The sequence below is a fragment of the Elioraea tepida genome, from assembly GCF_019203965.1.
GTDB classification, from domain to species: domain Bacteria; phylum Pseudomonadota; class Alphaproteobacteria; order Acetobacterales; family Acetobacteraceae; genus Elioraea_A; species Elioraea_A tepida.
Genome location: NZ_CP076448.1, coordinates 1,155,270 through 1,181,226, shown reverse-complemented (window position 1 = coordinate 1,181,226; position 25,957 = coordinate 1,155,270). Strand labels below are relative to the sequence as shown.

The 25,957-nt window shown below is 71.0% G+C and carries 24 protein-coding genes, 1 tRNA gene and 3 pseudogenes; 7 read left to right on the top strand and 21 right to left on the bottom strand.

Annotated features, from left to right (window positions below; translation table 11 throughout):
• Positions 1-30: 30 nt before the first annotated feature.
• The 7 genes from KO353_RS05650 to KO353_RS05620 all read left to right on the top strand — a co-directional run bounded on the left by KO353_RS05650 (position 31) and on the right by KO353_RS05620 (position 5,836).
• Positions 31-978, top strand: coding sequence for a toprim domain-containing protein (locus KO353_RS05650; protein ID WP_218285393.1), 948 nt, complete (start codon positions 31-33; stop codon positions 976-978).
• Entirely contained in the window at positions 978-1,949 is a 972-nt protein-coding gene (locus KO353_RS05645; protein ID WP_218285392.1) for an AAA family ATPase, read from the top strand. Before KO353_RS05650 ends, KO353_RS05645 begins: the two co-directional genes overlap by 1 nt.
• A 370-nt stretch (positions 1,950-2,319) precedes the next feature.
• The gene (locus tag KO353_RS05640) at positions 2,320-2,751 is read left to right on the top strand and encodes a hypothetical protein (RefSeq protein WP_218285391.1); all 432 of its coding nucleotides are present in this window, start codon (positions 2,320-2,322) and stop codon (positions 2,749-2,751) included.
• Positions 2,752-3,060: 309 nt separating this feature from the next.
• Positions 3,061-3,531, top strand: a complete 471-nt coding sequence (locus KO353_RS05635; protein ID WP_218285390.1) for a hypothetical protein — start codon at positions 3,061-3,063, stop codon at positions 3,529-3,531.
• A 123-nt stretch (positions 3,532-3,654) separates the two neighbouring features.
• Positions 3,655-3,990 carry a hypothetical protein gene (locus KO353_RS05630; protein ID WP_218286742.1) on the top strand — a complete coding sequence of 112 codons (336 nt, stop codon included), beginning with the start codon at positions 3,655-3,657 and terminating at the stop codon, positions 3,988-3,990.
• A 641-nt stretch (positions 3,991-4,631) separates the two neighbouring features.
• Complete coding sequence (locus tag KO353_RS05625; protein WP_218286741.1) at positions 4,632-5,081, top strand: hypothetical protein; 450 nt, start codon at positions 4,632-4,634, stop codon at positions 5,079-5,081.
• Positions 5,082-5,527: 446 nt separating this feature from the next.
• Positions 5,528-5,836, top strand: coding sequence for a hypothetical protein (locus KO353_RS05620; RefSeq protein WP_218286740.1), 309 nt, complete (start codon positions 5,528-5,530; stop codon positions 5,834-5,836).
• Positions 5,837-6,152: 316 nt separating this feature from the next.
• Here the strand turns inward: KO353_RS05620 and KO353_RS05615 are convergent.
• The 21 genes and pseudogenes from KO353_RS05615 to KO353_RS05525 all read right to left on the bottom strand — a co-directional run bounded on the left by KO353_RS05615 (position 6,153) and on the right by KO353_RS05525 (position 25,954).
• Positions 6,153-6,242: transfer RNA gene (locus KO353_RS05615), tRNA-Ser, on the bottom strand.
• A 138-nt stretch (positions 6,243-6,380) separates the two neighbouring features.
• Positions 6,381-7,291, bottom strand: a pseudogene (locus KO353_RS05610) (threonine dehydratase).
• Positions 7,292-7,529: 238 nt separating this feature from the next.
• Positions 7,530-8,552 (bottom strand): malate/lactate/ureidoglycolate dehydrogenase, encoded by a 1,023-nt coding sequence (locus tag KO353_RS05605; RefSeq protein WP_235692036.1) that lies wholly within the window; start codon positions 8,550-8,552, stop codon positions 7,530-7,532.
• Positions 8,553-8,571: 19 nt separating this feature from the next.
• Positions 8,572-9,363 carry an SDR family NAD(P)-dependent oxidoreductase gene (locus KO353_RS05600; RefSeq protein ID WP_218286738.1) on the bottom strand — a complete coding sequence of 264 codons (792 nt, stop codon included), beginning with the start codon at positions 9,361-9,363 and terminating at the stop codon, positions 8,572-8,574.
• A gap of 6 nt (positions 9,364-9,369) precedes the next feature.
• Entirely contained in the window at positions 9,370-10,317 is a 948-nt protein-coding gene (locus KO353_RS05595) for an ABC transporter permease (protein WP_218286737.1), read from the bottom strand.
• Complete coding sequence (locus tag KO353_RS05590; protein ID WP_218286736.1) at positions 10,251-11,189, bottom strand: ABC transporter permease; 939 nt, start codon at positions 11,187-11,189, stop codon at positions 10,251-10,253. The genes KO353_RS05595 and KO353_RS05590 overlap by 67 nt, the downstream gene beginning before the upstream one ends.
• The gene (locus KO353_RS05585; RefSeq protein WP_218286735.1) at positions 11,189-13,243 is read right to left on the bottom strand and encodes a dipeptide ABC transporter ATP-binding protein; all 2,055 of its coding nucleotides are present in this window, start codon (positions 13,241-13,243) and stop codon (positions 11,189-11,191) included. The genes KO353_RS05590 and KO353_RS05585 overlap by 1 nt, the downstream gene beginning before the upstream one ends.
• A 43-nt stretch (positions 13,244-13,286) precedes the next feature.
• Positions 13,287-14,720 (bottom strand): ABC transporter substrate-binding protein, encoded by a 1,434-nt coding sequence (locus KO353_RS05580; RefSeq protein ID WP_218286734.1) that lies wholly within the window; start codon positions 14,718-14,720, stop codon positions 13,287-13,289.
• 154 nt (positions 14,721-14,874) lie between these two features.
• Complete coding sequence (locus KO353_RS05575; RefSeq protein WP_218286733.1) at positions 14,875-16,395, bottom strand: M81 family metallopeptidase; 1,521 nt, start codon at positions 16,393-16,395, stop codon at positions 14,875-14,877.
• Positions 16,396-16,425: 30 nt separating this feature from the next.
• Positions 16,426-16,593 carry an MlrC C-terminal domain-containing protein gene (locus KO353_RS16695; RefSeq protein WP_268906215.1) on the bottom strand — a complete coding sequence of 56 codons (168 nt, stop codon included), beginning with the start codon at positions 16,591-16,593 and terminating at the stop codon, positions 16,426-16,428.
• Positions 16,594-16,684: 91 nt separating this feature from the next.
• Positions 16,685-17,338, bottom strand: a pseudogene (locus KO353_RS17000) (MlrC C-terminal domain-containing protein); the annotation flags it as partial.
• Positions 17,335-17,724, bottom strand: coding sequence for an LVIVD repeat-containing protein (locus tag KO353_RS05565; protein WP_218286732.1), 390 nt, complete (start codon positions 17,722-17,724; stop codon positions 17,335-17,337). The pseudogene KO353_RS17000 and the gene KO353_RS05565, both read right to left, overlap by 4 nt.
• Complete coding sequence (locus KO353_RS05560) at positions 17,661-18,614, bottom strand: LVIVD repeat-containing protein (protein ID WP_218286731.1); 954 nt, start codon at positions 18,612-18,614, stop codon at positions 17,661-17,663. Before KO353_RS05560 ends, KO353_RS05565 begins: the two co-directional genes overlap by 64 nt.
• The gene (locus KO353_RS05555; protein ID WP_218286730.1) at positions 18,611-20,122 is read right to left on the bottom strand and encodes a tripartite tricarboxylate transporter permease; all 1,512 of its coding nucleotides are present in this window, start codon (positions 20,120-20,122) and stop codon (positions 18,611-18,613) included. Before KO353_RS05555 ends, KO353_RS05560 begins: the two co-directional genes overlap by 4 nt.
• Before the next feature lie 44 nt (positions 20,123-20,166).
• Positions 20,167-20,664, bottom strand: a complete 498-nt coding sequence (locus KO353_RS05550; protein WP_218286729.1) for a tripartite tricarboxylate transporter TctB family protein — start codon at positions 20,662-20,664, stop codon at positions 20,167-20,169.
• A gap of 6 nt (positions 20,665-20,670) precedes the next feature.
• Positions 20,671-21,399, bottom strand: a pseudogene (locus KO353_RS05545) (tripartite tricarboxylate transporter substrate-binding protein); the annotation flags it as partial.
• Positions 21,400-21,438: 39 nt separating this feature from the next.
• Positions 21,439-22,254, bottom strand: coding sequence for an alpha/beta fold hydrolase domain-containing protein (locus KO353_RS05540; protein ID WP_235692093.1), 816 nt, complete (start codon positions 22,252-22,254; stop codon positions 21,439-21,441).
• Positions 22,251-22,673 carry an alpha/beta fold hydrolase gene (locus KO353_RS16315; protein ID WP_235692034.1) on the bottom strand — a complete coding sequence of 141 codons (423 nt, stop codon included), beginning with the start codon at positions 22,671-22,673 and terminating at the stop codon, positions 22,251-22,253. The genes KO353_RS05540 and KO353_RS16315 overlap by 4 nt, the downstream gene beginning before the upstream one ends.
• A gap of 103 nt (positions 22,674-22,776) precedes the next feature.
• Positions 22,777-23,973, bottom strand: coding sequence for a lanthionine synthetase LanC family protein (locus KO353_RS05535; protein ID WP_218286726.1), 1,197 nt, complete (start codon positions 23,971-23,973; stop codon positions 22,777-22,779).
• Between the two features lie 80 nt (positions 23,974-24,053).
• Positions 24,054-24,935 carry a T3SS effector HopA1 family protein gene (locus KO353_RS05530; protein ID WP_218286725.1) on the bottom strand — a complete coding sequence of 294 codons (882 nt, stop codon included), beginning with the start codon at positions 24,933-24,935 and terminating at the stop codon, positions 24,054-24,056.
• On the bottom strand, positions 24,932-25,954 hold the full coding sequence (locus KO353_RS05525; protein ID WP_218286724.1) for a phosphotransferase: 1,023 nt from the start codon (positions 25,952-25,954) through the stop codon (positions 24,932-24,934). The genes KO353_RS05530 and KO353_RS05525 overlap by 4 nt, the downstream gene beginning before the upstream one ends.
• Between the last annotated feature and the right edge of the window lie 3 nt (positions 25,955-25,957).

Here is a 25,957-nt window from a genome sequence, read left to right as displayed (position 1 = left end):
CGCCGGGCATCCAGTCAAAGGATGCTCACAATGCGTGACGATACCGAAACCCTCCGCGCCGCCCTCCGCGCCCGCGCCGCCGAGGTTGCCGAAGCGCTGCTCGGCACGCCGACGTTCCGCAGTCGCAGCGAGCTGCGATGGGGCCGGCGCGGCTCGCTCTCGCTGGCCGTTGCCGGCGAGCGCGCTGGCCTCTGGCACGACCACGAGCGCGGCGAGGGCGGCGACCTGTTCGACCTGATTCAGCGCTCGCGCCGCTGCGACTTCGCGGAGGCGGTGCAGTTTGCGCGCGCCTTCTTCGGCGAGCTGCCGCCGAGCCGCGAGCCTCGCCCCGCCAAGCCGCCGCCTGCGCCGGACGATTCCGAGCGCGAGGCCGCAGCGTTGCGCCTATGGCACGAGGCGCGCCCGAGCATCTGCAACACGCCGGCCGAAGTTTACCTGCGCGGCCGGGGCATCGACCCAGCTCGCCTGCCGCCGCATGCCGGGCTTGTCGGATGGCCGCCTACCATGCGGTGGCACGCCGAGACCGACGCGTTGATTGTCGGCGTGAATGACGCCGAAACCGGCCTGATCCGCGCTTGCCAGCGCATCCTTATCGCGCCTGACGGCAGCCCGAGACGCCGGCCGGATGGATCGAAACTGAAACTCGCACTCGGCCCCATCGCCGGACGCGCCGCGCGCTTCGCCTGGCATCCTGATCCGGTCGGGAGATGGGCGCTCGCCGAAGGTGTCGAGACCGCGTTAGCCGCCGCGATGCTGCTCGGCATTCCGACGTGGGCGAGCCTCGGCGCTTCGAACCTGCCGAAGATCACGCCGCCGGCATGGGCGCGCGAGGCGATCATCTGCGCCGATCACGACGATGCCGGCCTCCGCGCCGCGCAGGAAGTCGCCCGCCGACTACGCCAGCAGGGGCTTCAGGTGCGCATCATCATGCCGTTCCGCGAGCGTGCCGACGCCGCTGACATGCTGGAGGTCGCGTGATGCCTGACACCGGGCTTCCTCCTGGTTTCATTGAAGTCCCGGCCGCGGACGCGCCCGAGCCTCCACGCCTACGTTCCGTGACGGCGGCCGAGCTGCTCATGATGAACCTGCCACCACGCGAATACGCGCTGGAACCGGTGCTACCTTGTCCCGGGCTGGTAATGATCTACGCCAAACGCGGCCTTGGAAAAACATTCACCGCGCTGAGCATCGCGCTCGCTGTCGCGTCGGGCGGTGCCGCGCTGAAATGGCGCGCGCCCGCGCCGAAGCGCGTGCTTTACGTGGACGGAGAGATGCCCGCGGCGCAGTTGCAAGAGCGCCTGGCGCGGCTGATCCGCGGCGCATCCACACACCCCCCCGGGGCCGACTTTCTCCGCTTCCTCGCGGCCGACCTCGCGCCGGAGGGGCTGCCGAGCATCGCGCGGCCCGAGACGCAGCGAGCTCTTGAGGCCGAGATGACCGCCACGGGGGCCGAAGTCGTCATTCTTGATAATATCTCGACGCTGGCCGCCGGCCTGCGGGAAAACGAAGCAGACGATTGGGGCGACCTGCAAGCTTGGCTCCTGCGGCTGCGCCGTCTCGGTAAAGGCGTGATCCTCATCCATCACGCAGCTAAGGGGGGCCAACAACGCGGCACCTCCCGCCGCGAAGATGCGCTTGATACCGTGATCGCGCTGCGCCGTCCGGCAGATTACGTCCCGACGCGCGGCGCCGCTTTCGAGGTGCATCTCGAAAAGGCGCGCGGCGTGACGGGGGCGGATGCCGCGCCCTTCGCCGCCGAGCTGGTCGAGACCCCCGACAGCGGGCTCACATGGGCATGGCGCGACCTTGCCGACGAGCAACGCGCCCGTGCCGCCGAGCTGCTCGCCGCCGGCATGAGCATACGCGACGTGGCCGAGGAAACGGGACTGTCCCGCTCCGCCGTCCATCGCCTTAAGCAAGCGCAGGGAGCCGCGCATGGCCGCGCCTGACTGGGCCGCGCTGGCCGCCGCCGTCCTGTCCCAGCGGGACACCGCGTCCCCGGGTGTCCCACTGTCCCACCCCTATAGCGTGGGACAGCGGGACACTTGCCGTATTTCGCAGCTAGATCAATGGCTTAGGGTGTCCCACGGGGTGTCCCACGAAGTGTCCCAGCGGGACACCCCTGGGACAGTCCCGGAAGCCGCCGAAGGCTCTGGACCCGCGCCTACCGCCTCGCCTTCGCGGGCGCAGCATTCCGTTGCGTCCCTGCACTGTCCCACTGTCCCACCCCCTAGGGCTGGGACAGCGGGACACTTGGCCGAAAGCGGCGGAAAACCGCGAGTTTCAGGTGTCCCGCTCGGCTGCGAAACGAAGCCCGCCGTGGGACAGTCTCTCGCCGAGGCGATCCTCGCGACCTGGCCCGGGGCGCGGATGGTGGCCGAGCGGCCAGCGCGCGCGCTTGGGGGCGAGGTGCGGCGCTGGCTGGACAAGGGCGCGGCGGTCGAGGCGCTGGGCGGCGGCTACCGGCTGACGCTCCCAGGCGGTCGCACGCTTACGATCACGGCTGAGGGAGCCGCGACGCTTGACGACGGTCTGCGGGGCGACCTCGCCGAGCGGGTTGCCATCGCGACTGAGCACCTAGCGCGGCCACCGTCCTGGGCATCGCTCGACCCCCCGCCGCAGGGCGCGTGGTGCCTTGTCTGCCGTGGCGGGCGGTTCTGGCGTGAGCGTGAGGCGCCTCGCGGGTGGCGATGCGCGTCGTGCCGACCGCCCATTCATCTCTCCGCCTCCGGCGTGGTGACGGCGCCATGATCGCCGACCCAAACCCGTTCCGGCAGGCGCTCGACCGGGCCTCTGCGCCGCCGCTGCGCCCTGCGCCCCGAAGCCCGGCCGCCCTACGGCGCCCGCCCGACGCCGCTGATCGAAGGCCGCGACTTCTGCGCCGTCTGCGGCCCGCCCGCGCCGGCACGGCCTCGCTGTGGTGGTGCCTGCCGGATACAGGCTGGCGGTGTGTTGAGTGTGTCGAGCCGCCGAACCCGGCCGAGGACGACCGCGCGCGGCTGGCCTATGGCCTGGCCGCCCCGCTTCCTGACGACCCCACCCCTGCAACGGAGACCGATCATGTCCGCTGACCGTCGCGCCGCCTATCTCGAACACCCCGCACACTGCGCCCGCTTCGCCGCGAAGCGAGGATGGAAGCTGGCCCGCACGACCTTCTCACTCGCCGAGCTTGCCGCCGGCCACCGCTCACCGTGGTTCGTGCGCCGCCATCCAAGACTGCGTGTCTGCGGCCTCGATCACACGGCGCATTTCGTCTGGGGGCGCGGCCGGCCCGCCGGCATCCTGACGCAGCCCTACGCTGACGCGGGGCTCGCCGCGCGGCTGACGGAAGCCTTCGCGCAGCGTGGCGTGCCGCTCGTCGCCACCACGCCACCGGAACCGTCCTGGTGGTTCCCAGGCTGGACCGTCTCGGTCCTGTTCCTGCCGAAGCCTGTCTCCCGCCGTCTCTCGGCGGATGAGATTGACGCGCTCGATGGGGAGATACGCGCGGCCATCGAGGACGCGAACCCGGGCGGTCAGATGGGACTCTAACCCACCAAGCCCGGCCGCCGGCGCCGAACGAAGTTACCAACGCGACCCGGAGGACGTTCTGATGCGCCCCGCTACCGCCCGCCTCGCGCCGCTTGTCGCCGCCTTCAAGCGGGCGCACGCACTATGACGCTCGCCGAGGAAGCGCCTCTCGCGCGTGCCGCTGCGCTGGTGCGCTCGCTGCGCCCCGACTGGCGCGACGCGGAGGCGTTCTACGCGCGCCGATCCGAGGCGCTCGCCGCCATCCGCGCAGCCGCCACCGCCGACCGCTGCGACCGTTGCGAGGCCCACGCGCTGCGCGAGCGCGCCCGCCGCCTCGAGGCGCTGCTACGCCATGTTGGGGCCGAACTGGCGCGCCATCGCCGCCTGCTGGCCAGCGCGAGGCCGAAGCCGCGCCGCTGCCGGGCCGGGCCGAACCCGCGACAAGCCGCGCTGCCGTTGGCCGAGGGACTGCCGCCATGACCGGCACGAGCCGCTGCCCGGGGCGATGCGGCGTGACATGCCCCGCAATCGGCCTGTGGGGGCGCTGGATGGCCTCCGCCGCCCCGGCCGCTACCCACCCCCCTACCGCCGACCCGCCGACCGCGTTCTACGCCCACCACAAGCCCGCCACGGGCAAGGCGCGAAACCGCCCTGCGAATGTTCAGGAAAGAAAGGCTTTCGAAAATGAGCACGACGCCCGTTCAGAAACGGAATTGTTCTGAAATTGAACACGACGCCCCTGATGCCAAAAGGAAAGTCTTTCGTTTTGGCACTCCTCCGCCGCCTCGGGCCGCGAGCGATGATAAAAACGAAGCCTTCGTTTTTGGCACACCCCATGCTGCTGCCGGGCCGCTCTGCCCGCCCGGGGTTGTGCAAAATGGAAAGACTTTAGCCTTTGCAGCGCCGTCGCCTCTTGGGTCCTTTCTGGGCGCGCAGCATATGCGGGGGGCAGGCGCGCGCGACTTCGCTAGCGTCAGGGCGAAAATCATGCGTGAATGCGCCAGATGCGGCCATTTCCGTGCGTTTCTGCGACAATGCATGCACGCATCATGCGCACACGCAAGGAAGATGCGTAGACGCGATTTGCAGGGTAATAATGTTGCGTAAGAGGGAGCCGTCCCATGCCGACGATCCGAACCTCTGAGGAAGGCCGCCGCCTGGCCGAAGCGCGCTGGCGGAAGCACCGTGAGCGAGAGGCCGAGGCATGGGCGGATGACGCGCTTTCCCTCGCCATTCTGACGGAAGCCCAGGAGGACCGCCTAATCGGCGACCTGCTCCGGCAGGGCGCGGAGAGCGCGCTTGCCGAAGTCGCTCCGAGCATCGTGGTCGCCGCCGCCGAGCTTGGCCTATGCCGCGCGACGGCCGAGCGGCTCGCCGATCTTGCCATGCTGCTGACGGCGGTTGCGATCGAGCGAGCCGGAGGGCCGGAGGTTGCGTTGCCGACCCCGGAAGCCTGGCGCGCAACGGTCGCTTGGGACGCGATCTTCTCCCCGTCCGGCGAGTCGTTGGTCGTGGGAGAGATTGCACGCGAGTCGCAGGCGGAGACGGCCGAGCCGACCGGCAGGGACTGACCAAGCGGCCCGCGCGCCCTCTGGCCGCAACGATAGCGTCGTGCGCTGCGCTCCAGGTCTTGAGCGCTGGGCGGTCGAGATGCGCTGCGACTGCGCGAAGCTTGGCATCACGGTCGGCGGCGGGAGCGGACGGGGTGCGTTCGAAATGGAAAGGCTTTCGTTTTCGAACATACACCACAGTGCTAACTGACACCCCTTCGCGCTCGGCGATCTGCCGCACTGGCTCGCCGCGCGCCCTCTGGCGGCACCTGGGTGCGTCCTGCGGGGCCGCCCGCTACCCACCATAGCGGCGAGCGCCTAAGGCGGCTCTACGGGCTTCCTAGGGCCGCGTAGGGGCATGTCAGTTTCTGACGTGTTCGGCGGCGGGGCTGGTTCGCCTGACCGTCCGCGCCTGCGCTACGCTCGGGGGCGCGGCAAGGCGCCGCGGCAAGCGACAGGAGGCAACGATGAATACCGATTACGAATGGGTCGGCTCGCTCTTTCGTACGCGGAACGACATGCTCGACGCGATCGCCGAAACGTGGGTGACGGCCCGGGGCCATGCCTCCCCGGCCGAGACGCAGCGGTACTTCGACGAGGCGACCGACGCCGAGCTTTCCGCGGAGGCAATCGCCGGCTGGGGCCTCGATTGCGTCGCGGAATGGTGTGGCGAGGACGAGCCGCACATGACGCGATACAGCTACGGCGCGACTGACCTTGCCGCAGCGTTTGGGCGGGTGCGGGCGCGGCTCGGCGAGACTGCGCCGGCAGCGTAGCGATCGGTCGGCACGGCGCGCCTTGGACGCCCGAGACGGCGCGAAAGGAAGCGAACCTTTCCTCGGCAGGGCGGCGAAGGGCGACGCTCCTGCGGTGAGAAGCGCGAGAAGCGGCAGGCCGGGCGGAGGTGGGGCCACCTGCCGCCCGCTCCAAGCCGCCCTGCGCCGCCCTGCGCCGGGCTGACGTGGTGCACGGGGGGCCGCACCGGCTCAAGGCGTCGCATCCAAGCGCAGCGGCGGCCGGGGGTAGAAACAGGGGTAGGGTTTGCATCCCTGCCGTAACCCCTAGCGATATCAACGGCTTGTGGGCATGGTCTGGCGGAGGGAGTGGGATTCGAACCCACGACACCGTTTCCGGTGTACCCGCTCTCCAGGCGAGCGCCTTAGACCACTCGGCCATCCCTCCGCGCGCCGGCACATAAGCAACATCGTCTGTCCCGGGCAACCCCGGGCCAGGTCCGGAGCCGCCCTGCCCGCCCTCCGCCATCGGCCGGCCCTACAGCCCCCGATCCGGGCAGGCAGCCGGACCGCCGCTGTGGCCGCATCATGCCCGCTCCCCGAGCACCCAGGAACGGAACAGGGTGAGGTCGATGTTGCCGCCGCAGAGGATTAGGCCGATCCGCCGTCCCGCGATCCGCTCGCGCTCGGCCATTGCCGCCGCGAGCGGCGCCGCCCCCGCTCCTTCCGCAAGGCTGTGCGTATCGGTCCAGTAGGCGCGGATCGCCTCGGCCACCTGCTCATCCGTCACCTCGACGATCCTGGCCGCGCCGCGGCGGATGATGGCGAACGCATTCGGGTCGGGCAGGCGCGAGGCCATGCCATCGGCGCGGGTGTCGGCACGCGGCGTCGTCACCACCTGCTCCGCGGCGAAGGAGAGGGCATAGGCATTCGCGCCCGTGTTTTGCACGCCGACGATCTCGGTGCCGAGGCCGAGCGCATCGCGCGCGGCGATCAGCCCGCAGATGCCAGACCCAAGGCCGATCGGGACATACACGGCGTCGAGCGGAGGCGCGCCGCGGAACAATTCGAGCGCGTAAGAGGCAACCCCGGCGACGAGATCGGGAGCGAAGGAGGGCGCGAAGACGAACCCCTCCTCCTCGGCAAGCGCGGCGGCGTGCGCGCGCGCTTCGTCGAAGTCCGCTCTGTGCTCGACGAGGCGTGCCCCGAAGCCCTGCACCGCGGCATTCTTCTCGCGGCTGTGCCAGGCGGCACGACGATGGTGACCGCAATGCCGTGCCTCCGCCCGGCATAGGCGAGGCTCTGGCCGTGGTTGCCGCGCGTGGCGGTCACCACGCCCGGGATGCCGCGCCGCGACGCCGCGAGCCGTGCCATGTAGACAAGCCCGACGCGCACCTTGTAGGCACCCGTCGGAGTGTGGTTCTCGTGCTTCACCCACACCTCTGCGTCGAGCCGCCGCGCGAGCAGGGGCCTGGCGTATTGCGGCGTGGGCGGCATGGCGGCGTGGACGATCCCCGCCGCCTCCTGGAGAGCCTCGAGCGTCAACATGCACGGCAAGGCTAGAGGGGCGAGGAGCGGAGGGAACGCCCGAACGCGCGCTATCAGCTGGAGCAGGCTGCCGAGGGCGACGTCCTGCTCGCCCTCCCCGCGCGGCGCGCGCTCTTGCTCCTGCTCGCCTGGCGGACGCGCGGAGCGCCAAGACGTGGTGCTTGCCCTCCCCGGCCGCCGCTCCCGGTCAGCCGACAGCGGCCCAGGGACCGGCGAGGCCGAGGCTGGAGGCCGCCGCCTCGAGCTCCTGCCAGGTCATGCGATCAAGCGGGATGCCCTCGCGAAGCCGCCGCGCGCGCACCTCCTCCTCCGGCTCCCCCGGAAGCCGAACGCCGCGCTCCGACGCCACCCATGCCAACGCCGCCTCGACCCAGCGGTGATAGCCCGTGCCGAGCGCCTCCGGCGCGATGATGATGGAGAACATCGAGTTGGTGATGGCGGAGGAGGGCGTGCCGTCCTGCGTCAGCCCGCCGGTCATCGCGCCGGCGAGCAGCTCGACGGCGAGCGCGAGGCCGAAGCCCTTATGCTCGCCGAACGGCAGAAGCGCCCCGGGCGGAGGGCCGTACAGAGCGGTCGGGTCGTCGGTCTCGCGTCCGGCGGCGTCGAGCAGGATTCCGGGCGGCAGTCGCTCGCCCTTCCGGCGGGCGACCTGAACCTTGCCGACCGCCCAGCGGCTTGTGGCGAAATCGACGATTAGCGGCGCCGCCCCTTCCCTCGGGAACCCGGCAGTGAAGGGGTTGGTGCCCAGCCGCGCCGCCATACCGCCAAAGGCGGCGACCGCCGCATGCGACGGAACGTTGACGAAGTGGATCGACACGAGGCCCGCCGCGGCGCACTGCTCGGCCCAGGCGCCGATGCGGCCGAGATGGTGGCTGTCGCGCAGCGCGACGAGAGCGTGCCCCTCTGCCTTCGCCCGCGCGATGCCGCGTTCCATCGCCGCGCGGCCCATCGCCGCGCCCGCGCCACGGCCGCCGTCGAAGACGAGCAGCGTTCCGTGGTCGCGGACGGTTTCGATCTGGCGGTTCAGGACGAGATCGCCGCGCGCGACCGCGGCGATGTAGCCGGCAACGAGGCCGACGCCGTGCGAGTGATGTCCGCAAAGATCGGCGCCGACGAGATGGCGCGCGATCAGCGCGGCTTCGGCGGGCGCCGACCCCACGGCGCGGAACATCGCCGCCACCGCGCCGTCGAGCCGGGCCGCATCGATCACGACCCCGCTCTCAGTCTCCTCAAATCGCGACTGCAAGTCCGCCATCGACCGTGACGATGCTCCCTGTCGTGTAGCTCGCCGCACGGGAGGCGAGGAACAGAATCGCGGCGGCGAGTTCCTCGGGCTTGCCCCAGCAGCCGAGCGGCGTGCGCGCGGCAATGCGTGCCTCGAAGCCTGGATCGGCCGCGCGCAGCGCGGCGTTGCCGTCGGTCAGGAAGTATCCGGGGGCGATCGCGTTCACCGTCACGCCGCTCGCGGCGAGCTCGACGGCAAGCGCGCGCACGAGCCCGAACAGGCCGGTCTTCGCCGCTGCATAGGCCGCCATTCCTGGACGCACCACGAAGCCGTTGATCGAGGCGGTGAAGACGATCCGCCCGTGGCCCGCTTCGGCCATCAGCCGCCCTGCCTCGCGCGCCATCCGGAAGGGGACGGAGAGATCCGCCTCAACCACCCGCGCCCAGTCCTCGTCCGCGAGCTCGAGCGCGGGCTTTCGGACGGTCGTTGCGGCATTGGCGACGAGAATGTCGAGCCGCCCGTGCCGCGCGGCGATGCCGGCGATCATCGCGCGCGCCGCCGCCCCGTCGGTCACGTCGCAGGCGACGGCCTCCGCCGCGAGCGAGGCCCACTCGAGGCGACGGCGCGCTGCCTCGAGCGCATCCGCGTCGCGCCCGTTCACAACGACGCGCGCGCCGGCCGCGGCGAGCGCCTGAGCCATCGCCCAGCCGAGGCCGCGTGACGAGCCGGTCACGAGCGCGACCTGGCCGGAGAGATCGAACAGCCGTGCGGGCGCGAGATCGAGCGGGCTCGCCATCGCGCCTCAGCCATACTCGATCCGCGGGTCGATGTAGACGTAGAGGAGGTCGACGACGAGGTTGATCAGCACATAGATGATCAGGATGACGAGGATGGCGCCCTGCACGAGCGGATAGTCGCGGGTGCCGATCGCCTGCACCACGAGGCGGCCGAGGCCGGGATAGGTGAACACCGACTCGGTGACGACGGCGCCGCCGATGCAGCCCGCGAGCGCGATCCCGACCACGGTGATGAAGGGCAGCATCGCGTTGCGGAGCACGTGCCGCTGCACGATCACGCGCTCGGTGAGGCCCTTCGACCGCGCCGTGCGCACATAGTCGGACGCGAGCTCGCTCACGAGCGACCCGCGCAGGAAGCGCGCGGAGATGCCGGAGACGTAGAGGCCGAGGGTGAGCGCCGGCAGGATCGTGTGGCGGAGAGCCTGCCACGTGTCTTCCCAGAACGGCACGTAGGCGGAGGCGGCAGGCAGAAGCCCGAGCTCGACCGCGAACAGCAGGATCAGGAGGATGCCGACCCAGAAGGTCGGCACCCCGAGGGCAAGCGCGCTCCAGCCGCTCAGGAGCCGATCAAGCCACGTTCCCTGTGCGAGCGCGCTTGCGACCGCGACCGGAATGCCAAGCGCGATGCCGATCGCCGTGGCAGCGACGGCGAGCTGCAGGGTTGCCGGCAGGCGCTCGGCGATCAGCTTGAGAACGGGCTCGCGGCTGTGCAGCGATTGGCCGAGATCGCCGCCGAGTGCGCGCAGGAGCCAATCGCGGTACTGCACGACCACGGGGCGGTCGAGCCCGAACTTCGGCGTCACGAGAGCGATCTGCTCCTCGGTCGCGTTCTCCCTGACAAGCACGGCGACCGGCCCTCCCGGTACAGCATAGATCATTGCGAAGATCAGCGCCGAGGCGCCGAGGAGGACGGGGAGCAGCTGCAGCAGGCGGCGGACGACGAAGCCGACCATAGCGCCGCTCCCGCGGGCCTGCCCGCCGGCGCATCGCGCCCCTCGAGCACGGCGGAGAGGGCGCGGCCGATCGTGTCGAAGGCGAGGATGGTGAGCGTGAGCACAAGCCCGGGCAGAACGGCATAGGTGGGCGAGTCGTAGAGATATTCCTTGCCCGTGCGCAACATCTCGCCCCAGCTCGGCGTGGGTGGCGGGATGCCGACACCGAGGAAGGCGAGCGCCGCCTCGAGCAGGATCGCGACGGAGGAGAGCACGATCATCTGCGCAAGGATCGGGCTCCACGCGTTCGGCAACACCGTGCGCACGAGCGTGTAGCCCGGAGAGGCGCCGAACGCCTTGACGGCGAGCACGACCTCGCGCCGGCGCAGCGACAGGACCTGGGCCCGGGCCACGCGCGCGAAGGTCGGCACGCCCGTGAGCCCAACGGCGACCAGCGCCGCCGCCTGGCTTCTCCCGAGCACGGCGATCAGGGCGAGCGCGAGCATGATCCCGGGAAGCGCGAGCAACAGATCGACGAGGCGCATCAGCACCGCATCCCGCCAGCCGCCGAAGAACCCGGCGACAAGGCCCATCGGCACGCCGATCGCGGCAGCAAGCAACACCGCTCCGGCGGCGGTGGTGAGCGACGTGCGGGCGCCGAAGATGGCGCGGGCGAGGATGTCTCGGCCGAGCTCGTCGGTGCCGAAGGGGTGCTCCCAGGAGGGCCCCTCGAGCATGCGGGCGACATCCTCCTCGAGCGGATCGAGCCCGAGCGGGCGCGCGAGCAGCGCGGCTGACGCGAGCACCATGAGATAGGCGACCGACACCGCCGGCGCCGGCCGCGACAGGGCGCGGCGGACGAGGCGGAGGCCGGATCGGAGCGCTTCGGACATCACACAGTCGCCTGCCGGCGTGGCACGGCAGCGTCGGCGGCAAGCGGGCCGGCGTGGTGGCAGGCGCGCCGGCTCGCAAGCCCCGGATGCGGTTCGAGCCGCGGCGCCTCGGTCGCGCAGCGGTCGGTGGCGCGGAAGCAGCGCGGATGGAAATGGCAGCCCGCAGGCGGCGCGGCAGGGTTCGGGATCTCCCCCTCGAGGATGATCCGCCGCCGAATCTGCGCCGCCTCCGGGTCGGCCGCCGGCACGGCCGACAGAAGCGCCTGGGTGTAGGGATGGACGGGCGTGCGGTAGAGCTGATTCTTCGGCCCCTCCTCGACGATCCGGCCAAGATACATCACGGCCACGCGGTGCGACACGTGCCGCACCACCGAAAGGTCGTGCGCGATGAACAGGTAGGCGAGGCCGAGCTCGCGCTGGAGATCCTCGAGCAGGGTGACGATCTGCGCCTGCATGGAGACGTCGAGCGAGGCCACCGGCTCGTCGAGGATCAAGAGCTTCGGCCTGAGCGCGAGCGCACGCGCGATGCCGATGCGCTGCTTCTGGCCGCCCGAGAACTCGCGCGGCAGCCGGTTCGCAACCTTGATCGACAGCCCGACCATGTCGAACAGCGTCGCGATCCAGCGCTCCCCGCCCATCGCGTCGTAGAGGCCGTGGATCCTGAGCGGCTCTGCCACCGCCTCGCCGACCGTCAGCATCGGGTTGAGCGAGGAGAAGGGATCCTGGAACACGTACTGCATCTGCCGCCGCACTGCGCGCAACGCGCCGCGTGCGAGCCCGTCGATCCGCTGTCCGTCGAAGCTGATCGCGCCTCCGGTCGCACGGACGAGGCCCATGATGGCGCGGCCGGTCGTGGTCTTGCCGCAGCCTGATTCGCCGACGAGCCCGAGCGTCTCGCCCGGAGCGATGCGCAGCGACACGCCATCGACCGCCCGGACCGTGCGCACGACGCGGCGGAACAGCCCGGCACGGATCGGGAAGTGCACCGCGAGGTCGTCGACGGCGAGCAGCGGCGGCGCATCCCCTCGGTTCTCTACGGCAATCACATCTGTTGAGGCGCGCGCGGGCGCTGCCGGCCGCCTCACCTCGTCGGCGAAATGGCAGGCCGACCAGTGCCCGACGGCGACGGCACGCAGGGGCGGGTCCTCCATGGCGCAGCGGTCGCGCCCGCTGCCGATCGCGAAGCGGGGGCGGAAGCTGCAGCCGGGCGGGAGCTCGGATGGCGTCGGCGGCTGGCCCGGGATCGGGTCGAGCCGACCCTCGCCTGCGTCGATCCGCGGCGCGCTGCGCAAAAGGGCGGCGGTGTAGGGGTGGAGGGGCCGGGCGAAGATCTCGCGCACCGGCCCCGTCTCGACGATCCGGCCGGCGTACATCACGGCGACGCGATGCGCGACCTCGGCGACGACGCCGAGATCATGCGTGATCAGCACCACGGCCGCGCCGGTCTCGCGCTGCCGCCGCGCAATCAGATCGAGCACCTGGGCCTGCACGGTCACGTCGAGCGCCGTCGTCGGCTCGTCGGCGATGATCAGCTTCGGCCTGCCCGCCATCGCCATCGCGATCACCGCCCGCTGCCGCATCCCGCCCGAGAACTGGTGCGGATACTGGCGCGCCCGATTCTCCGGATCGGCCATGTCAACGGCGCGCAGGAGCGACACGGCACGCACACCCGCCTCGCTCGGCCGGATACGCCCGTGCGCGACCTCTCCCTCGGTGATCTGGCGCCCGACCGGGAGCAGCGGGTTCAGCGTGGTCGAGGGGTCCTGGAACACCACGCCGATGTCCCGCCCGCGCAGCCGCCTGAGCGTCGATGCATCCGCGCCGACGACGTCCTCTCCGGCGAGCAGGATCGATCCGGCGATCCGCGCCGTCGCCGGCAACAGGCCGGCAGCGGCGAGCGCGGTCACGCTCTTGCCCGAACCGGACTCGCCCACGATGCCGAGCACCTCGCCCTCGCCGACGTCGAGGTCGACGCCACGCACGGCAGGAACCGGCTGGCCGGAGCCGAAGAAGGTGACGGTCAGGGAACGGATCGACAGGACGGGCGGCGTCATCGACGTCCCGCTGCCGTCCCCCGCCCTGTCGCCGCGCCAGGCCTCAGCGCCGCACCGTCGTCCGCAGCACCAGCATGTTGTCGATGTCGAGCGTGAAGCCGGAGACGTTCTTCGCGGTGACGATCAGGCCGGGGTTGTAGGTGTTGGTCGGAATGCCGAAGGCACACGCGACGAGCACCTTGTTCAGGTGGTCATAGGCCGCCTTCACCTCCGGCCCCGAGCCGAGGGTGGTGTTCACGCGCTCGATCGCGGCGACATAGGCCGGGAAGGGGTGCGGCTCGCCGAGGATCGGGTTGTTGGAGGTGCGGTAGATGCTGTTCGTCGTCACGCGCGAGAGGAACTTCTGCACATTGCCGATGCCGCCGAAGATCGCGTCGAACCGGCCGCGCAGCATCGCCTCGGTCAGCTCGGCGCCCTCCTTCATCTCGAGCTCGATAGTGATGCCGACGCGCCGCAGCGTCGCCTGCACCAGCTGGCTGATCGCCACATCGGGCTGGCTGCCGGCGTTGACCACGAGCTTCCAGTTGCTCATCTCGGCTTGGCTCAGCCCCGAGCGCTGCAGAAGCTCGCGCCCCGTCTCGATCGAGAAGGCGTAGGTTTGGGCGTAGGAGGGGTCGTGCGCGGGGCTCGACGGCGCCCAGGGCAGCGCCACCACCGTTCCCATCCCCGCGTAGCAGACGCGCAGGATCCCTTCGCGGTCAATCAGGTAGTTGAAGGCCTGGCGGAAGGTGTCATTGCGGAACGGGCCGCGCGTCGTGTTGATCCGGAACACCTGCACGAGGGGGCCCGGGCCGTCGATCACCGGATCGCCGGCCTGCTTGAGCCGCGCGGCGGAACGCGACGAGCCGCCGTAGATCACATCGACGCCGCCAGATTCGAGCGCGGCGGTCGCTGCCGCGTCCTGCGAGAAGATCCTGAACACCACCTCGCGCATCACGGGCTCGCCGCGGCGCCAGTCGTCCGGGTTGGCGACGAGGCGGATGCGCTGGCCGACGACGCGCTCGGCAAGCCGGTACGGTCCGCTGCCAGCCGGCGTCTGCTCCACCGTCTCGATGCCGGCCGGGTCGATGATCGAAATGAACTGCAGGAGGTCGGTCACCTGCCGGTCGGGCACCGGGTGCTTGAAGTCGAGCCGGATCGTGCGCGGGTCGACCACCGTCCAGTCCGCGACGATCGACATGGTCGGATAGACGTTCTTGCCGAGCCGCGGATCGGCCGCCTTCCGGAGGTTCGCGGCCACCGCCGCCGCGTCCAGCTTGTTGCCGCTGTGGAGTCGAACGTCGTTGCGCAGCGTGAGCGTCACCGACCGGCTGTTGGGCGCGATCGCCCGGGCCTCGGCGAGGGAGGGGATGGCGCGGCCGTCGGGCGTGTACTCGAGCAGGCTGTCGTAGAGGTTCTTGATCAGGCTCGCATTGATGAAGGAGAACTGGTGCGGGTCGTAGTTGGCGATGTCGGCGAGGAGTGCGACGCGCAGCACCCCGGGGCTGCGCTGTCTGCGCGACCCCGCGTGAGGTCACGAGCGCCGGTATCGCCAGCGCCGCAGCCCCATCAGCCCCCGGCGATCGATCAGAAGATGCGACATGCTTGCCTCCATCCGTTCGTTGTCGTGACGGTTGCCTCCCCGCGCCCGCTCAGGCGGCGCCGCGCAGGCCCGGCGGCGTGCGCGGCTCGTCACGGCGGGACATTCGTTCGAGAGGGTAGATCGGGCGCGGCAGCCGTTTCCAGGGAAGCGTGAAGACGTCCGACTGCCCTGGCCCCCGCGTGTCGACGCGGATCACGCGGCGGGTGATCGGAGCGAAATATTGGAAGTTCGACGCGGTCTTGAGCACCGCCATCTTCGCCTCGGCCGGCTCGATGCCGAAGGCGCGGTAGACGTCCGGCAGGTTGCCCCCCACGCCGCGAAGCTCGCTCGCAAGCAGCGTGACCGGGCCGATCTCGAACACCGCCGTCCGGCCCATGTCGATCTCGCCATCCTGGTAGCCGGAGACGGCGACCCTGCCGTGGGCGAGGCGCCTGACCCGGCCGGTGACCTCGATCGGCGCGAAGAACGCCGTCGCCGTCTCGGCGCCGACCGGCAGCGTCACGATTGCGCCCTCGCCCGCGTCGAACAGCCGCGCCACGACCTTGGGCGCGATCATCGGCACGAGCGCAGGGCCGCGACTGCGGAGGCGGAGCATCGCCTCGAGGATGACGTTGCTGTCGCCGGCCGCGCCGCCGAACACGGTGTCGCCGGTATCGCTCAGCACGACGAGCCCGTCTGCCTCGGCGTCCGCCATCCGCACGGCCTCGTCCACGGCAACCGCCTCGCGCACGAGGAAGTTGTCGCGCAAGCACCAGGCGAGATCGGCGAGCTCGTCGGCGAGGCGTTCGGCGAGCGCCTGGTCGCCATCCGTCACGACCACGGCCGTCCAGCCTCCCTCCTCGACGTCGAGCCGGGGCTGCATCGGAAACGGAACGGTCTGAAGCACGCGCGGGTCCGCCTCCAGCGTTCGGGCACGGTCGAACCACGTCTTCATCGGGCCACGCGCGGTGAGGAACTGCTCCTGGTGCGTCACGAGCGGGATCTTGCGCATCGCCATGCGGGGCGCGAGCCGCTCGCTCAGGATCCGAAGCAGAAGCCGCGTGCCGATCAGGCCCGTGTCGAACTGGTCATGCGGCTGCGTCCTGTGGCCGACGATCGCATCGACCGAGTCGACCATCCGTCGCGTCACGTTGGCGTGGTGGTCGAGCGCGAGCACGATCGGCACCGAGCGCCCGAGGAGCTCGCGGCACAGCGCGGCCTGGACGCCCTCGACATCGTCTTCCCCCTCCGCGGCGCAGGCCCCGTGAAGCTGCAGCGCAAGCCCGTCGAGCCTGCCGGCGGCGGCGAGGCCAGAGCGTATCCGGTCGAGGAAGAAGGCGTGCGCGGAGCGGTCGATCCGGCCTCCGGCGACGGCATGGGCGCGGATGATCGGCACCGTCTCGACTGCCATGCCGCTCTCGGCGACGGCGGCGAGATGGCCGGCGATCTGCCCGGTCGAGCCGGCACGGGCGAGCACCTCCGCGCCTTCGTACAGGCCGAAAGCAGCGTAATCTTCGAGCGTGGTCGGCTGCGGATTGAAGTCGTTCGTCTCCTGCGAGATGTGGATCAGGCCGATGCGGAGAACGGTCATGCGGTTTCTCCCTGCGGCCGCCGCGCCGCCTCAGGCCCAAGGGTCGGGGTCGAGCGGGGCGATCGGCCGGCGCAGCCGCCTGTACGTCACCGTCGTCGGGTCGTGCGGGAAGGGGCCGAAACTGTCGAGGTAGTGGATCTCCGCCGCGACCTTCGAGAAGGCGGCGGCGAAATGATTCGAGGACTTGACGACCACCATCTTCTTCCGCGCGAGATCGATGCCGAGGGAAAGTGAAGGCGGGCGGGCTGAAGGTTTGCACCCGCTTGCTGCCAAGCACGATGTCAAGGCTGCCGATCGAGACCGACGCTGCCGGCCCGAAGGAAACGCGGCTCTGCTCGAAGGGGATGACGAGATCGTCCGTCACCGCGCTCACGGTTGCGTGCACATCGACCGGCGTGCCGGAGACGGGCGTCGCCTTGCCGCCGATCCGGAGCCACACCTCCGATCCGGGCCCTGCGGCGCGGCAGATCGAGACCGCGATCGGGTCCCACAGGACGCCGACGGCGGCCGGAACGTCCGGGTGGCGAAGCAGCGTCTCGATCATGATCGCGCCGTCGCCCGGCACGCCGCCGCCCGGGCTGTCCCAGCGGTCGCCGAACGCGATCGGATACGCCGGCGCGGCGCGCGCGAGCGCCTCGAGGAGGCCCGCTTCGGTCTCGATCGCGGGAAGCGCGAGCCCCTCGCGCACTGCAAGGCCCATCCCCGTCGTGCCGAGCGGGCGAATGCTCGCCCGGTCGACAAAGCCGCGCTCGGCGACCTGTTCGATCGCCTTGGCCGAGAGCACGATGGCGTCGAACTCTTCGCCCGCGAGGATCCGGTCGCGCAGCGCGCCGACCGTGCCGAACGAGACACGGGGGCGCTCGCCGATCCAGGCGCCGGAGGCAAGCAGCGACTCCACCGCTGTCTTCACCGCTCCGGCCGCGAGGAACACACCGCCGGTCATGCCGTGCGTTCGAGGATGGAGAGGCCGCGGTTGCGGTCGATCACGTAGATCAGGCCGTTGCCGTCGAGGTCGACGTCGTTCGCCTGCGGGCTCCGCTGCCCCGGCGGCGGCTCAGGAAGCCACCAGGCGACCTCGGTCGGGCGCTCCGGATCGGCGATGTCGATCACGCGCAGCCCGCCGCCGAACCAGGCGGTGTAGAGGCAGAAGTCACGCATACGCTCCTGGAACTGGTGCGCGCCGAAGCGATCCCCCGTCGTCACATAGGGGCTCGCCCGCTCCGTGAGGTGCCACACCGAGATCGGCTTGATGGTCGACGGGTCGGTCACGTCGAACAGCCACAGCCCGCCGTGCAGCTGGCCCGGCGTGTGCTCGTGCTCCTCGTCCACGCCGCGGCCACCGCCCGGCCCTTGAGCAGGCCGGGGATGCGCATGAAGGTGTGCGTCGGCTCGGGAAAGGGCGGATGGTAGCGGTATTCGCCCAAGGTCACAGGTCGGGTGATGTCGGAGACGTCGATCGTCCGCACCCCGGCGTACCAGACGGCGGCGTAGAGGATGTCGCCATCCTTGAGCGCGTGGTGCAGGCGGTACTGCTGGCCCGGCCAGGTCGGCGTCTCGCCGGCGGCGACGTTCTGCCCGGGCATCCACCAGCGCGACACCTCGCGCGGGTGCGCCGGGTCCGCCATGTCGTAGATGACGAGGATGTTGCCGACGAACCCCTCCATCTCCGTCGAGATGTAGGCGTAACGGTCATCGAGATCGAAGCGGTGCACGCCGACGCCGCCGGTCTTGTGGTGCACGACCAGCCTCGGCCGCGTGCGGTCGGAGATGTCCCATACCCGGAACCCGCCCTCGGGATAGGGCAGAGCGGTGAGCGAGGCGCGCAGCTTCGGCATCAGCTCGGGCTTCACCGGCAGCTCGGCGGCGATCTCGGCCTCGGTCGGTTCCCATCCCAGCGTCGCGCGGAGCCGCGCCTCGACCTCGGGGATCCGGCGCGCGCGCCTGAGCGCATGCCGGTCGTTCTGCTCGACATTGGTGACCATGATGTCGCCCGCGACGCGCACCTTGTGGGTGTGCGAGTGATCGCCCTCGAGATCGATGGTCGAGACGACGCGCGGGTCGCGCGCATCCGAGACGTCGATGATGGTCGTCCCGTGCGGCGGCTTCATGTGGCTGACATAGGCGTAGCGCCCCTCGACGCGCACCTGGCCGCCGCCCGGGATGTCGAGCCAGGCGATCGCGCGGATGTTCCGGCTGTCCACCGTCTGCGGAAGCGTCATGGCCTTGCTTCCTTCGCCGCCGCCTCGCGCCGCGCGAGCTGCCGGTCGCGCCAGATCGGCAGAACCACGGAGACGACGAGCAGCGCCCAGAGCACGTTGCCGACCGTGCTCGAGAACAGCACGAGCGGGTCCCTTTGCCCGATGCGCAGCGCGCGCAACAGATAGCGCTCGAACACTGGCCCGAGCAGGACGCCGATCAGGATCGAGGTGACGTGATACTTCGTCTTCGTCGCGATGTAGCCGATCAGCCCGAAGACGAGCGCGACCCCCATGTCGAAGGCGTATTCGCGGTCGGCGAAGGCACCGATCGTGGTCAGCCCGAGGATGATCGGCACGAGATAGCGCGTCGGCACGAGCACCACCTTCGCGGCATAGCGTGCGAGCGGCAGCACGAGCGGCATCATCATGATGTAGGCGACGGTCATGGTGACGAAGACGCCGTAGGCGACCTCGGGCGACTCCGTGAACAGGCGCGGCCCGACGACGATCCCCTGATACTGCAGAACGATCATCATCACCGCCGCGGTGGAGCCGCCGGGAACGCCGATCGTCATCATCGGTACGAGCGTTCCGGAGGTGACGCCGTTGTTCGCCGCCTCCGGAGCGATCACGCCCTGGGGATGGCCGGTGCCGTACTTCTCGGGCGTCTTCGAGAACAGCCGCGACTGCTGATAGGCGACGAAGGCGGCGATGTAGGCGCCCGCACCGGGCAGGATCCCGATCACGAGGCCGATGAAGGCCGTCCAGGTGATGTGCCACCAGTTCCTGAGGCTCATCCAGAGCCCCTCGATCGTGTCGGCCCAGCGCGCCCCGGCCGCGCTCTCGCGCGCCGCTCCTTCGGCGACGATCGTCTCCTCCTCGACCATGGCGAGCGCCTCGCCGATCGCGAACTGGCCGATCAGCACCGGAACGAGCGGCAGACCGTCATAGAGCTCGAGCAGGCCGAAGGTGGCGCGCGGCGTCGAATAGACCGCGTCCGTTCCGATCGCGCCGAGCATCAGCCCGAAGCAGCCGCCGATCAGCCCTTTCAGCATGTCGCGCGCCGCGATCACCGCGATCAGCGTCAGCCCGAACAGGATGATCACGACCATCTCGACCGACCGCAGACGCAAGCTGAGATCGGCAAGCAGCGGCAGGAAGGCGAGCACGGCGACGGAGGTGATGAGCCCGCCCGCGACTGAGGCGACGAAGGAGAGCACGAGCGCCTGCTGGCCCTTTCCCTTCTTCGTCATCTGATAGCCGTCGATCGTCGTCGCTGCCGCGCCGCTTGAGCCCGGGATGTTGACGAGGATCGCCGGGATGCCGCCCGAGAGGTGGTTCGCGCAGTAGAGCGAGACCATGAAGGCAAGCGCGGCCTCGATCCGCATCGCGAGCGTCACGGGCAGAAGGATGATCAGCGTGTTCTGCGGGCTGAATCCCGGCAGCACGCCGACGATCAGCCCGAGCAGGATCCCCGGCCAGATCGCCCACCACAGCCCCCACGAGCGGGCGAACAGGTCGAGGAACAAACCCGCGTCCCAGCCAATCTAGCAACGCTCCGCACGAGCGAGGGTCATTCCGAGAGCCCGAGCCCCGTTCGTGCGAACAGCGCCCGCTCGAACGGCCCCTGCGGGAGCCGCGTGCCGATGAAGACCATCAGGCTCGCCCACACGATCAGCGGCAGCGCGACCGAGACGCTGATCAGGCTCGGCCAATGGCGCGCGCCCATCACCCACATCGCGGCGAACAGCATCAGCGCGAGCGCGATCGATGTGCCGAGCGGCTCGAGGAGGAGCAGGAAGGCGAGGATGATCGCGATCAAGGCGAGGCGCTTGCAGTTGGCCTCTGTCCAGCCGCCGAAGTCGATCGCGAGCGAGGCCTCGCCGCGCGCGAGCTGCACCCCGATTCGCACGAGCAGAAGCGTGACGAGGACGGGGAGGATGCCGCCAACGACGATTCCGTTCGCCTTCGCTTCCCAGCTCAGCTCCGTGACCGTCCAGAAATAGTTGCCCGTGAACGCGACTGCGAGCACCGAGATGATCAGCTCGGTTCCGGCGGCGCGCTTGCGCATCGCCGATCAGCCGCGCCGGGCCGTCAACTGCGCCTGGAAGCGGTTGGCAAGCTCGATCATCGCGAGCGCGTACTCCGTGCACACCGCCCGGTCGCCATACTTCAGCGTCTCGATCGGCGCGCCGGTCTTGACATAGGCCTCGCAGAAGGCCGGGTCGGCATGGGCCTTGGCGGCGGTCTCCTCGAGCAGCTTGAACCGGTCCGGGTAGCGGTCGGCCGCGCGCGCGTGGATCGCCCAGGAGCGCGAGGAGTAGAGATCGGGGATGTTCGTTCCGAACACGGCGTTGATCGGCGGGGCGTTGTTGGTCTTCGCCGCGACGATGTTCTCGCGGTTGAACACGCCGAGGACGCGCAGCCGTTCCGCTCGCGCTACGACACCCGCGATCGGCAGCACGCCGATGTCGACCTCGCCGCTCATCACCGCGACCAGCGTCGGGTTCCCGCCGGCGTAAGGGACGAGGTTGAACCGGCTGCCCGTCGCCTCGCCGAGCGCGAGGATGCCGATCGAGGCCGGATGGGGGATCCGGCTCGTCGCGGTGTTCAGCGGCCAACGCTTCGCCTCGGCGACGACGTCCTCGATGCGTCGGAACGGGCTCTCGTTACGCACGAACACGCATGAATCGTCGACGTCGATGCGGCAGAAGTAGATCAGGTCGTCGGGGAACCGGAAGCGCGGCTTCTGCAGCGCGTACATGATCATCTCCAGCCCCATGTTGCCGAACAGCAGGTTGTAGCCGTCCGGCTCGCGCCGGCCGGTGTAAAGCTCGTAGCCGACCTACCCGGCAGCGCCCGGGAAGAACTCGTACTCGAACTGCCGCCCGAGCAGCCTGCTCCAGGCGTCGTCGAAGCTGCGGGCGAGCCGTTCCGCCCCGCCTCCCTGGCCGGTCGGGATCACGACCCGAAAGTTCCGAGTGGGGAACGCACCTTGAGCGGCGCCCGAGCCCGGAAGGGCTGCGGCAAGCGCGGCGGCGGAGAGGCCGGCAAGCGTAGCGCGGCGGCCGGGCATCAGAGGAGGATGCGTCATCGTTATGTTCCTCCCTTCTCTCGGCTCAGGGCCGAGTGCCGGTGTAGACCGGGGCAGGCTGGGCAAAGAAGGACGCGAGGATGTGCTGCACGAGGCGGTAGTTCTTCTGCTGGAGCTCGCATGCGCGATCCCGGGCATCACGGCGAACTGCTTGTCCGGGTTGGGCAGGCGGCGGAAGAACTCGATCAGGTCGTCGATCGCGGCGATGCCGTCATACTCGCCGCGCATCACGATCGTGGGGCAGGTGATCCTCTCCGGGTCCACCACCGGCAGATTGAGGCACATGTCGACATAGGTGCCGATCGGCACGCTGTCGTCGAGGGCGAGGATCGCGTCGGCGAAGGCATCGACCACGTCATCCTTGGCCGTGCCCGGATGGTCGCGCGTGAAGATCGAGTGCACGAAGGCGCGGTCGATCGGGCGGCGCTTGCCGCCGGCGAGGTATTCGGGGAGCTTCTTGCGCCGCTGTTCGAGGGTTGGGCTTCCCTTCCCGGTCCAGACGAAGGCATCGAGCGCGAGGCGGGCGACGCGGCCCGGGTTGCGCTCGGCGAACAGCGCCGCCTTCAGCGCCCCGGACGAGATCCCGTAGACGAGCAGCGGCCCGGCCCGTCGCGTCGCCTCGATGTGTCTGCGGCGGCGAGGAGGTCGTCGGCTCCGGTCGAGATGTCGCAGGTGATGTCGCGGTGTTTCGAGGACCGCCCGTAGCCCTCGTTGTCGATGCACCAGCAGTCGTAGCCCGCGCGAGCGAACACATCCATCACCGAAAGGTCCGGCCGGCCGGGCACCTGAAGGTCGAAGGTCGGGGTGGAGGCCATCGACGAGCCGTGCACGAAGGGGATCGTGCCGCGCTTGCCGGTCGGTTCACCGACGAACTTCTCCCAGAGGAAGAGACGCACGTCTCCCTTGTTCGTCCAGTGCTCAAGGCCGGTCACAGGCGCGAGCGGCTCGCGAACGGGCGAGCCGAAGCCGGGCGCAGTGTCACCCATGCGTCCTCCGAACGTTTCCCCGTCAGGTGCATCCGCGCGAGGGCGGAGCATCTCGCCTTTCTGTCAACTGTTGGCACGAGCTTCGAGACCGCACGCGTGTTTGTCAATCCCCGCCAGGGAGGGAGGCAGCGATCCGGGGCGTCCAGCCCGCGGGGAGCAAGGACGGATCGTCGGCGCGAAGATGCGCCCACCCGATGCCGGCGCTGCCGAGCATCAGCCCAGGGGTCATCGCGCCGCCGCCGGGAATGCCTGATCGCCAGCGCCGCTCCGGCCCGACATCGTTCCGGATGAACGCGGTGATCCGGCGCATAAGCGCGAGCGCCGCCGGGTCCGGCGCGAGGCGATGGGCCTCGGCGAGCAGGTCGACCACGCCCGAAAGCCCCTGGCAGAGGCTCGCGTTGGTGCGGTCTCCGCCGCCCGGGCCGGTGGGCAGGGAAAGGATGCGCTCCGCGTCCTCGGCCACGGCGGCGAGCGCGGCGGCCGCATCGGCCCGGCAGAGCGGGTCGTCGAGACCGGCGGCGATTGCACGCAGGCGCTCCTGCGCAATTCCGACGGAGCCATGGCACCAGAAATGCGGATAGAAGGGGCCAGCTGGCCCCATCGCGTCGTGGCGCAGGTCGGCCCAGCTTCCGTGCTCGGGCGAGAACCAGCCGCGCTCGAAGCCGCGTGCCGCCTGCGCCGCCTCCGCCCAGGCGCTCTCCCCGGTTGCGAGCGCGGCGAGGCGAGAGCGCGCGAGCGCCACACCGGCGGCGCCATGCCCGAGGCCGCAGAGATGCTCCCGCCCGCCCGGCACGCTCGGCCAGGCGAGGCCGGTCGGGGCGGCTTCGGCGGCGGCAAGCAGAGAGCGGCCGAGCAAGAGGGCGCGGGCGAGCCAGCCGCCATCGAGGTCGTACGGGAGCGCCTCGACGAGGCCATGCACGACGCCCGCGAGCCCGCCGAGCAGATCCGCCGGGGCGGCGCCGGAGGCCGCGGCCGCGAGGGCCTCGCTCGAGGCCGTCTCGATCGCCTCGACCGAGGGCGGAACGAGCGCCGGCTCCGCGAGCACTTGGGCGAGCTCGAGACCGACCAGCCCGGGGCCGAGCCGCCCGGAATGGAGCGACCATCCTTCCGCGCGCGCCAGGGCGTGTCGAAGCGCGCCAAGAGCCGTGCCGCGCAGGCCATCCTCGCCTGAGATCCGCGCCGCGTAGCCGAGGGAGCGGGCGATCCCGGCCGAGCCTTCGGAGAGGTCCCCGCCGAGCACGGCCTGGCGCGGCGGCAGGCCGAGCCTCGGCGCCGGCACCGCGCCGACAAACGCGCACATCCCCCCACCAGACCGCGCCCCGGGCGATCTCGCGCGCGATCGCAAGCCCCGTCTTGCGGTCGATCGCCGAGCCGACGCTCTCAGCCATCGGCGACCGCCGCCCAAGGTGTCGCGAGATCAAGGCCCTGCTCCGCGAAGGCGCGCGCGACCGCCTCGCGCCAGAGTGCAGCGTCGCCGAGCGCCTCGGGCCGCGCCCATGCAGCCGCGGCGAGCAGGGCGCAGCGGCTCTGACCGAAGCTCATCCCCCCTCCCGGGTCGTCGGCACGGGCGATTCCGGGGGCGAGCGGCTCGGTGAATGGCGGGCCGGCGCGGTCCTCGAGCCGGGGCGCGAGCGCCTCGAACAGCGCCGCGAGCCACGACGCGCTCCGGACGGGCGCGTAGAACACCGCCACATCACGCCTGCCTGCACGGTGCTCCCCGGCAAGAAGCTTGGCGGCCCAGGCGCGCTCGGCCGGGGCGTGGGCGGCGAGCGTCGCCGCGGCGGCGAGCTCCGACCCCGACGCGACCTGCAGATACCAGCGGCTCAAGCCGCGCGGGGAACGATCCGGCCACACCGGCGACCAGAGATGCCAGAACCCGCCCTGCGGCCCGTCGCGCAGCGTCGCGGCGAGCGCCGCCTGGCCGGGTCGCGGCGCGACCCTCGGCGCTCCGACCGGTGCCCAGGCGAGCGGCGGGGCATCGCGCAGCGTGTCGCCGCGCCGAAGCCGCGCCGCACCGGGAGCACCGGGGCAGGGCCCCTCGATGGTCCATCCGGGCTCGAACGCCTGGGCGGCAAGCGCCATCGCCCGGTAGGCGGAAGGAGCGGGATAGCGTCGCCGTTCCCCCGTCGTTTCGTGGAACCAGCGGTCGTAGAGGAGCGACGCGAGCGGGTCGGTCCCGTCCTCCGCCTGGGCGAACGGCCGCGCCGCGGCGAGCAGCGCCCGTGCCGCCTCGAGCGCCGCGGCAATGGCGCCGTCCGTCATGCGAGCGCGGCGACGGCGCGTGCCGTCACCGCTTCGGCGAGCGCGAAGGCGTTAGCCGCTGCGACGAGCACCGGGCGCACGGCCTCGAGGGCGCCTCCCGGCGGATGAAGCGAGGCCCGGGTGAGAGCCGACATCAGGAGCCACGCCCCGGAGTAGAGCACCGTGCGCTGCGCAAGCGCCGGGGCAGGCAGGCGCGCCGCCTCGGCGTAAGCCGCGATCCAGAGGCGAAGCGCCACCTCCGTGGCCTCCGTCCAGGGCACCTCGCCGGCGGCGAGCAGGAGCCGCGAGAGCGGGCCCGCGAGGTCGCAGGCCGGGTCGCCGATCCGCGCCATTTCCCAGTCCACAACCGTCGCGCGCGGCGGCGTGGCGTCGTCGTCGAGCAGGATGTTGTCCTGCTTGAGGTCGGCATGGATTAGGCAGAGCCGGCGCCAGGCGCCGCGGGCGCGACGCAGCGACGCGACCGTCCCGGGCGCGGCAGCGGCGGACAGGATGTCGGCAAGCGGCCGCGTCGACCACAGCTCCCGCGGCGAGCCGCCGTCGAACAGGCGAAGCGCCCAAGGAACCGGCACCTCGAGCGTGTCGTGCCGCGCGGCAGCGGGGGCGGCGAGGTCGCGCGTCGCGCGGTGGAAGGCGGCGAGCGGCGCGGCAAGCGCGGCGACAAGCCCGGGCCACTGCTCCTCGGCCGGGCCGTCCCTGAGCGCCGGGGCGCCCGGGGCGACCTCGGTTGCGATCACCGCGCCGTCGCCGGTCCAGTCCAGTCGTTTCGGAACGAGAGCGGCGACGGCCTCGCGGCGCGCGGCGAGCGCGAGCACCGCCGCCTCGCGCGCCGCCTCGCCGTCGGTGCCGCCGCGGCTCGGGCCGAAGGACTTGACCACCGCGCGCGGCACGCCGCCGACGCTGACCCGCCACACCGGGTGCGACAGCCCGATCGGCTCGGCGAGAACCCCTCTGCGGACGGCCTCCTCGGCCGTGACGATCCCGGCCCGGAGCAGGGCCGGGATCACCTCCTCAGGCAGCACGGA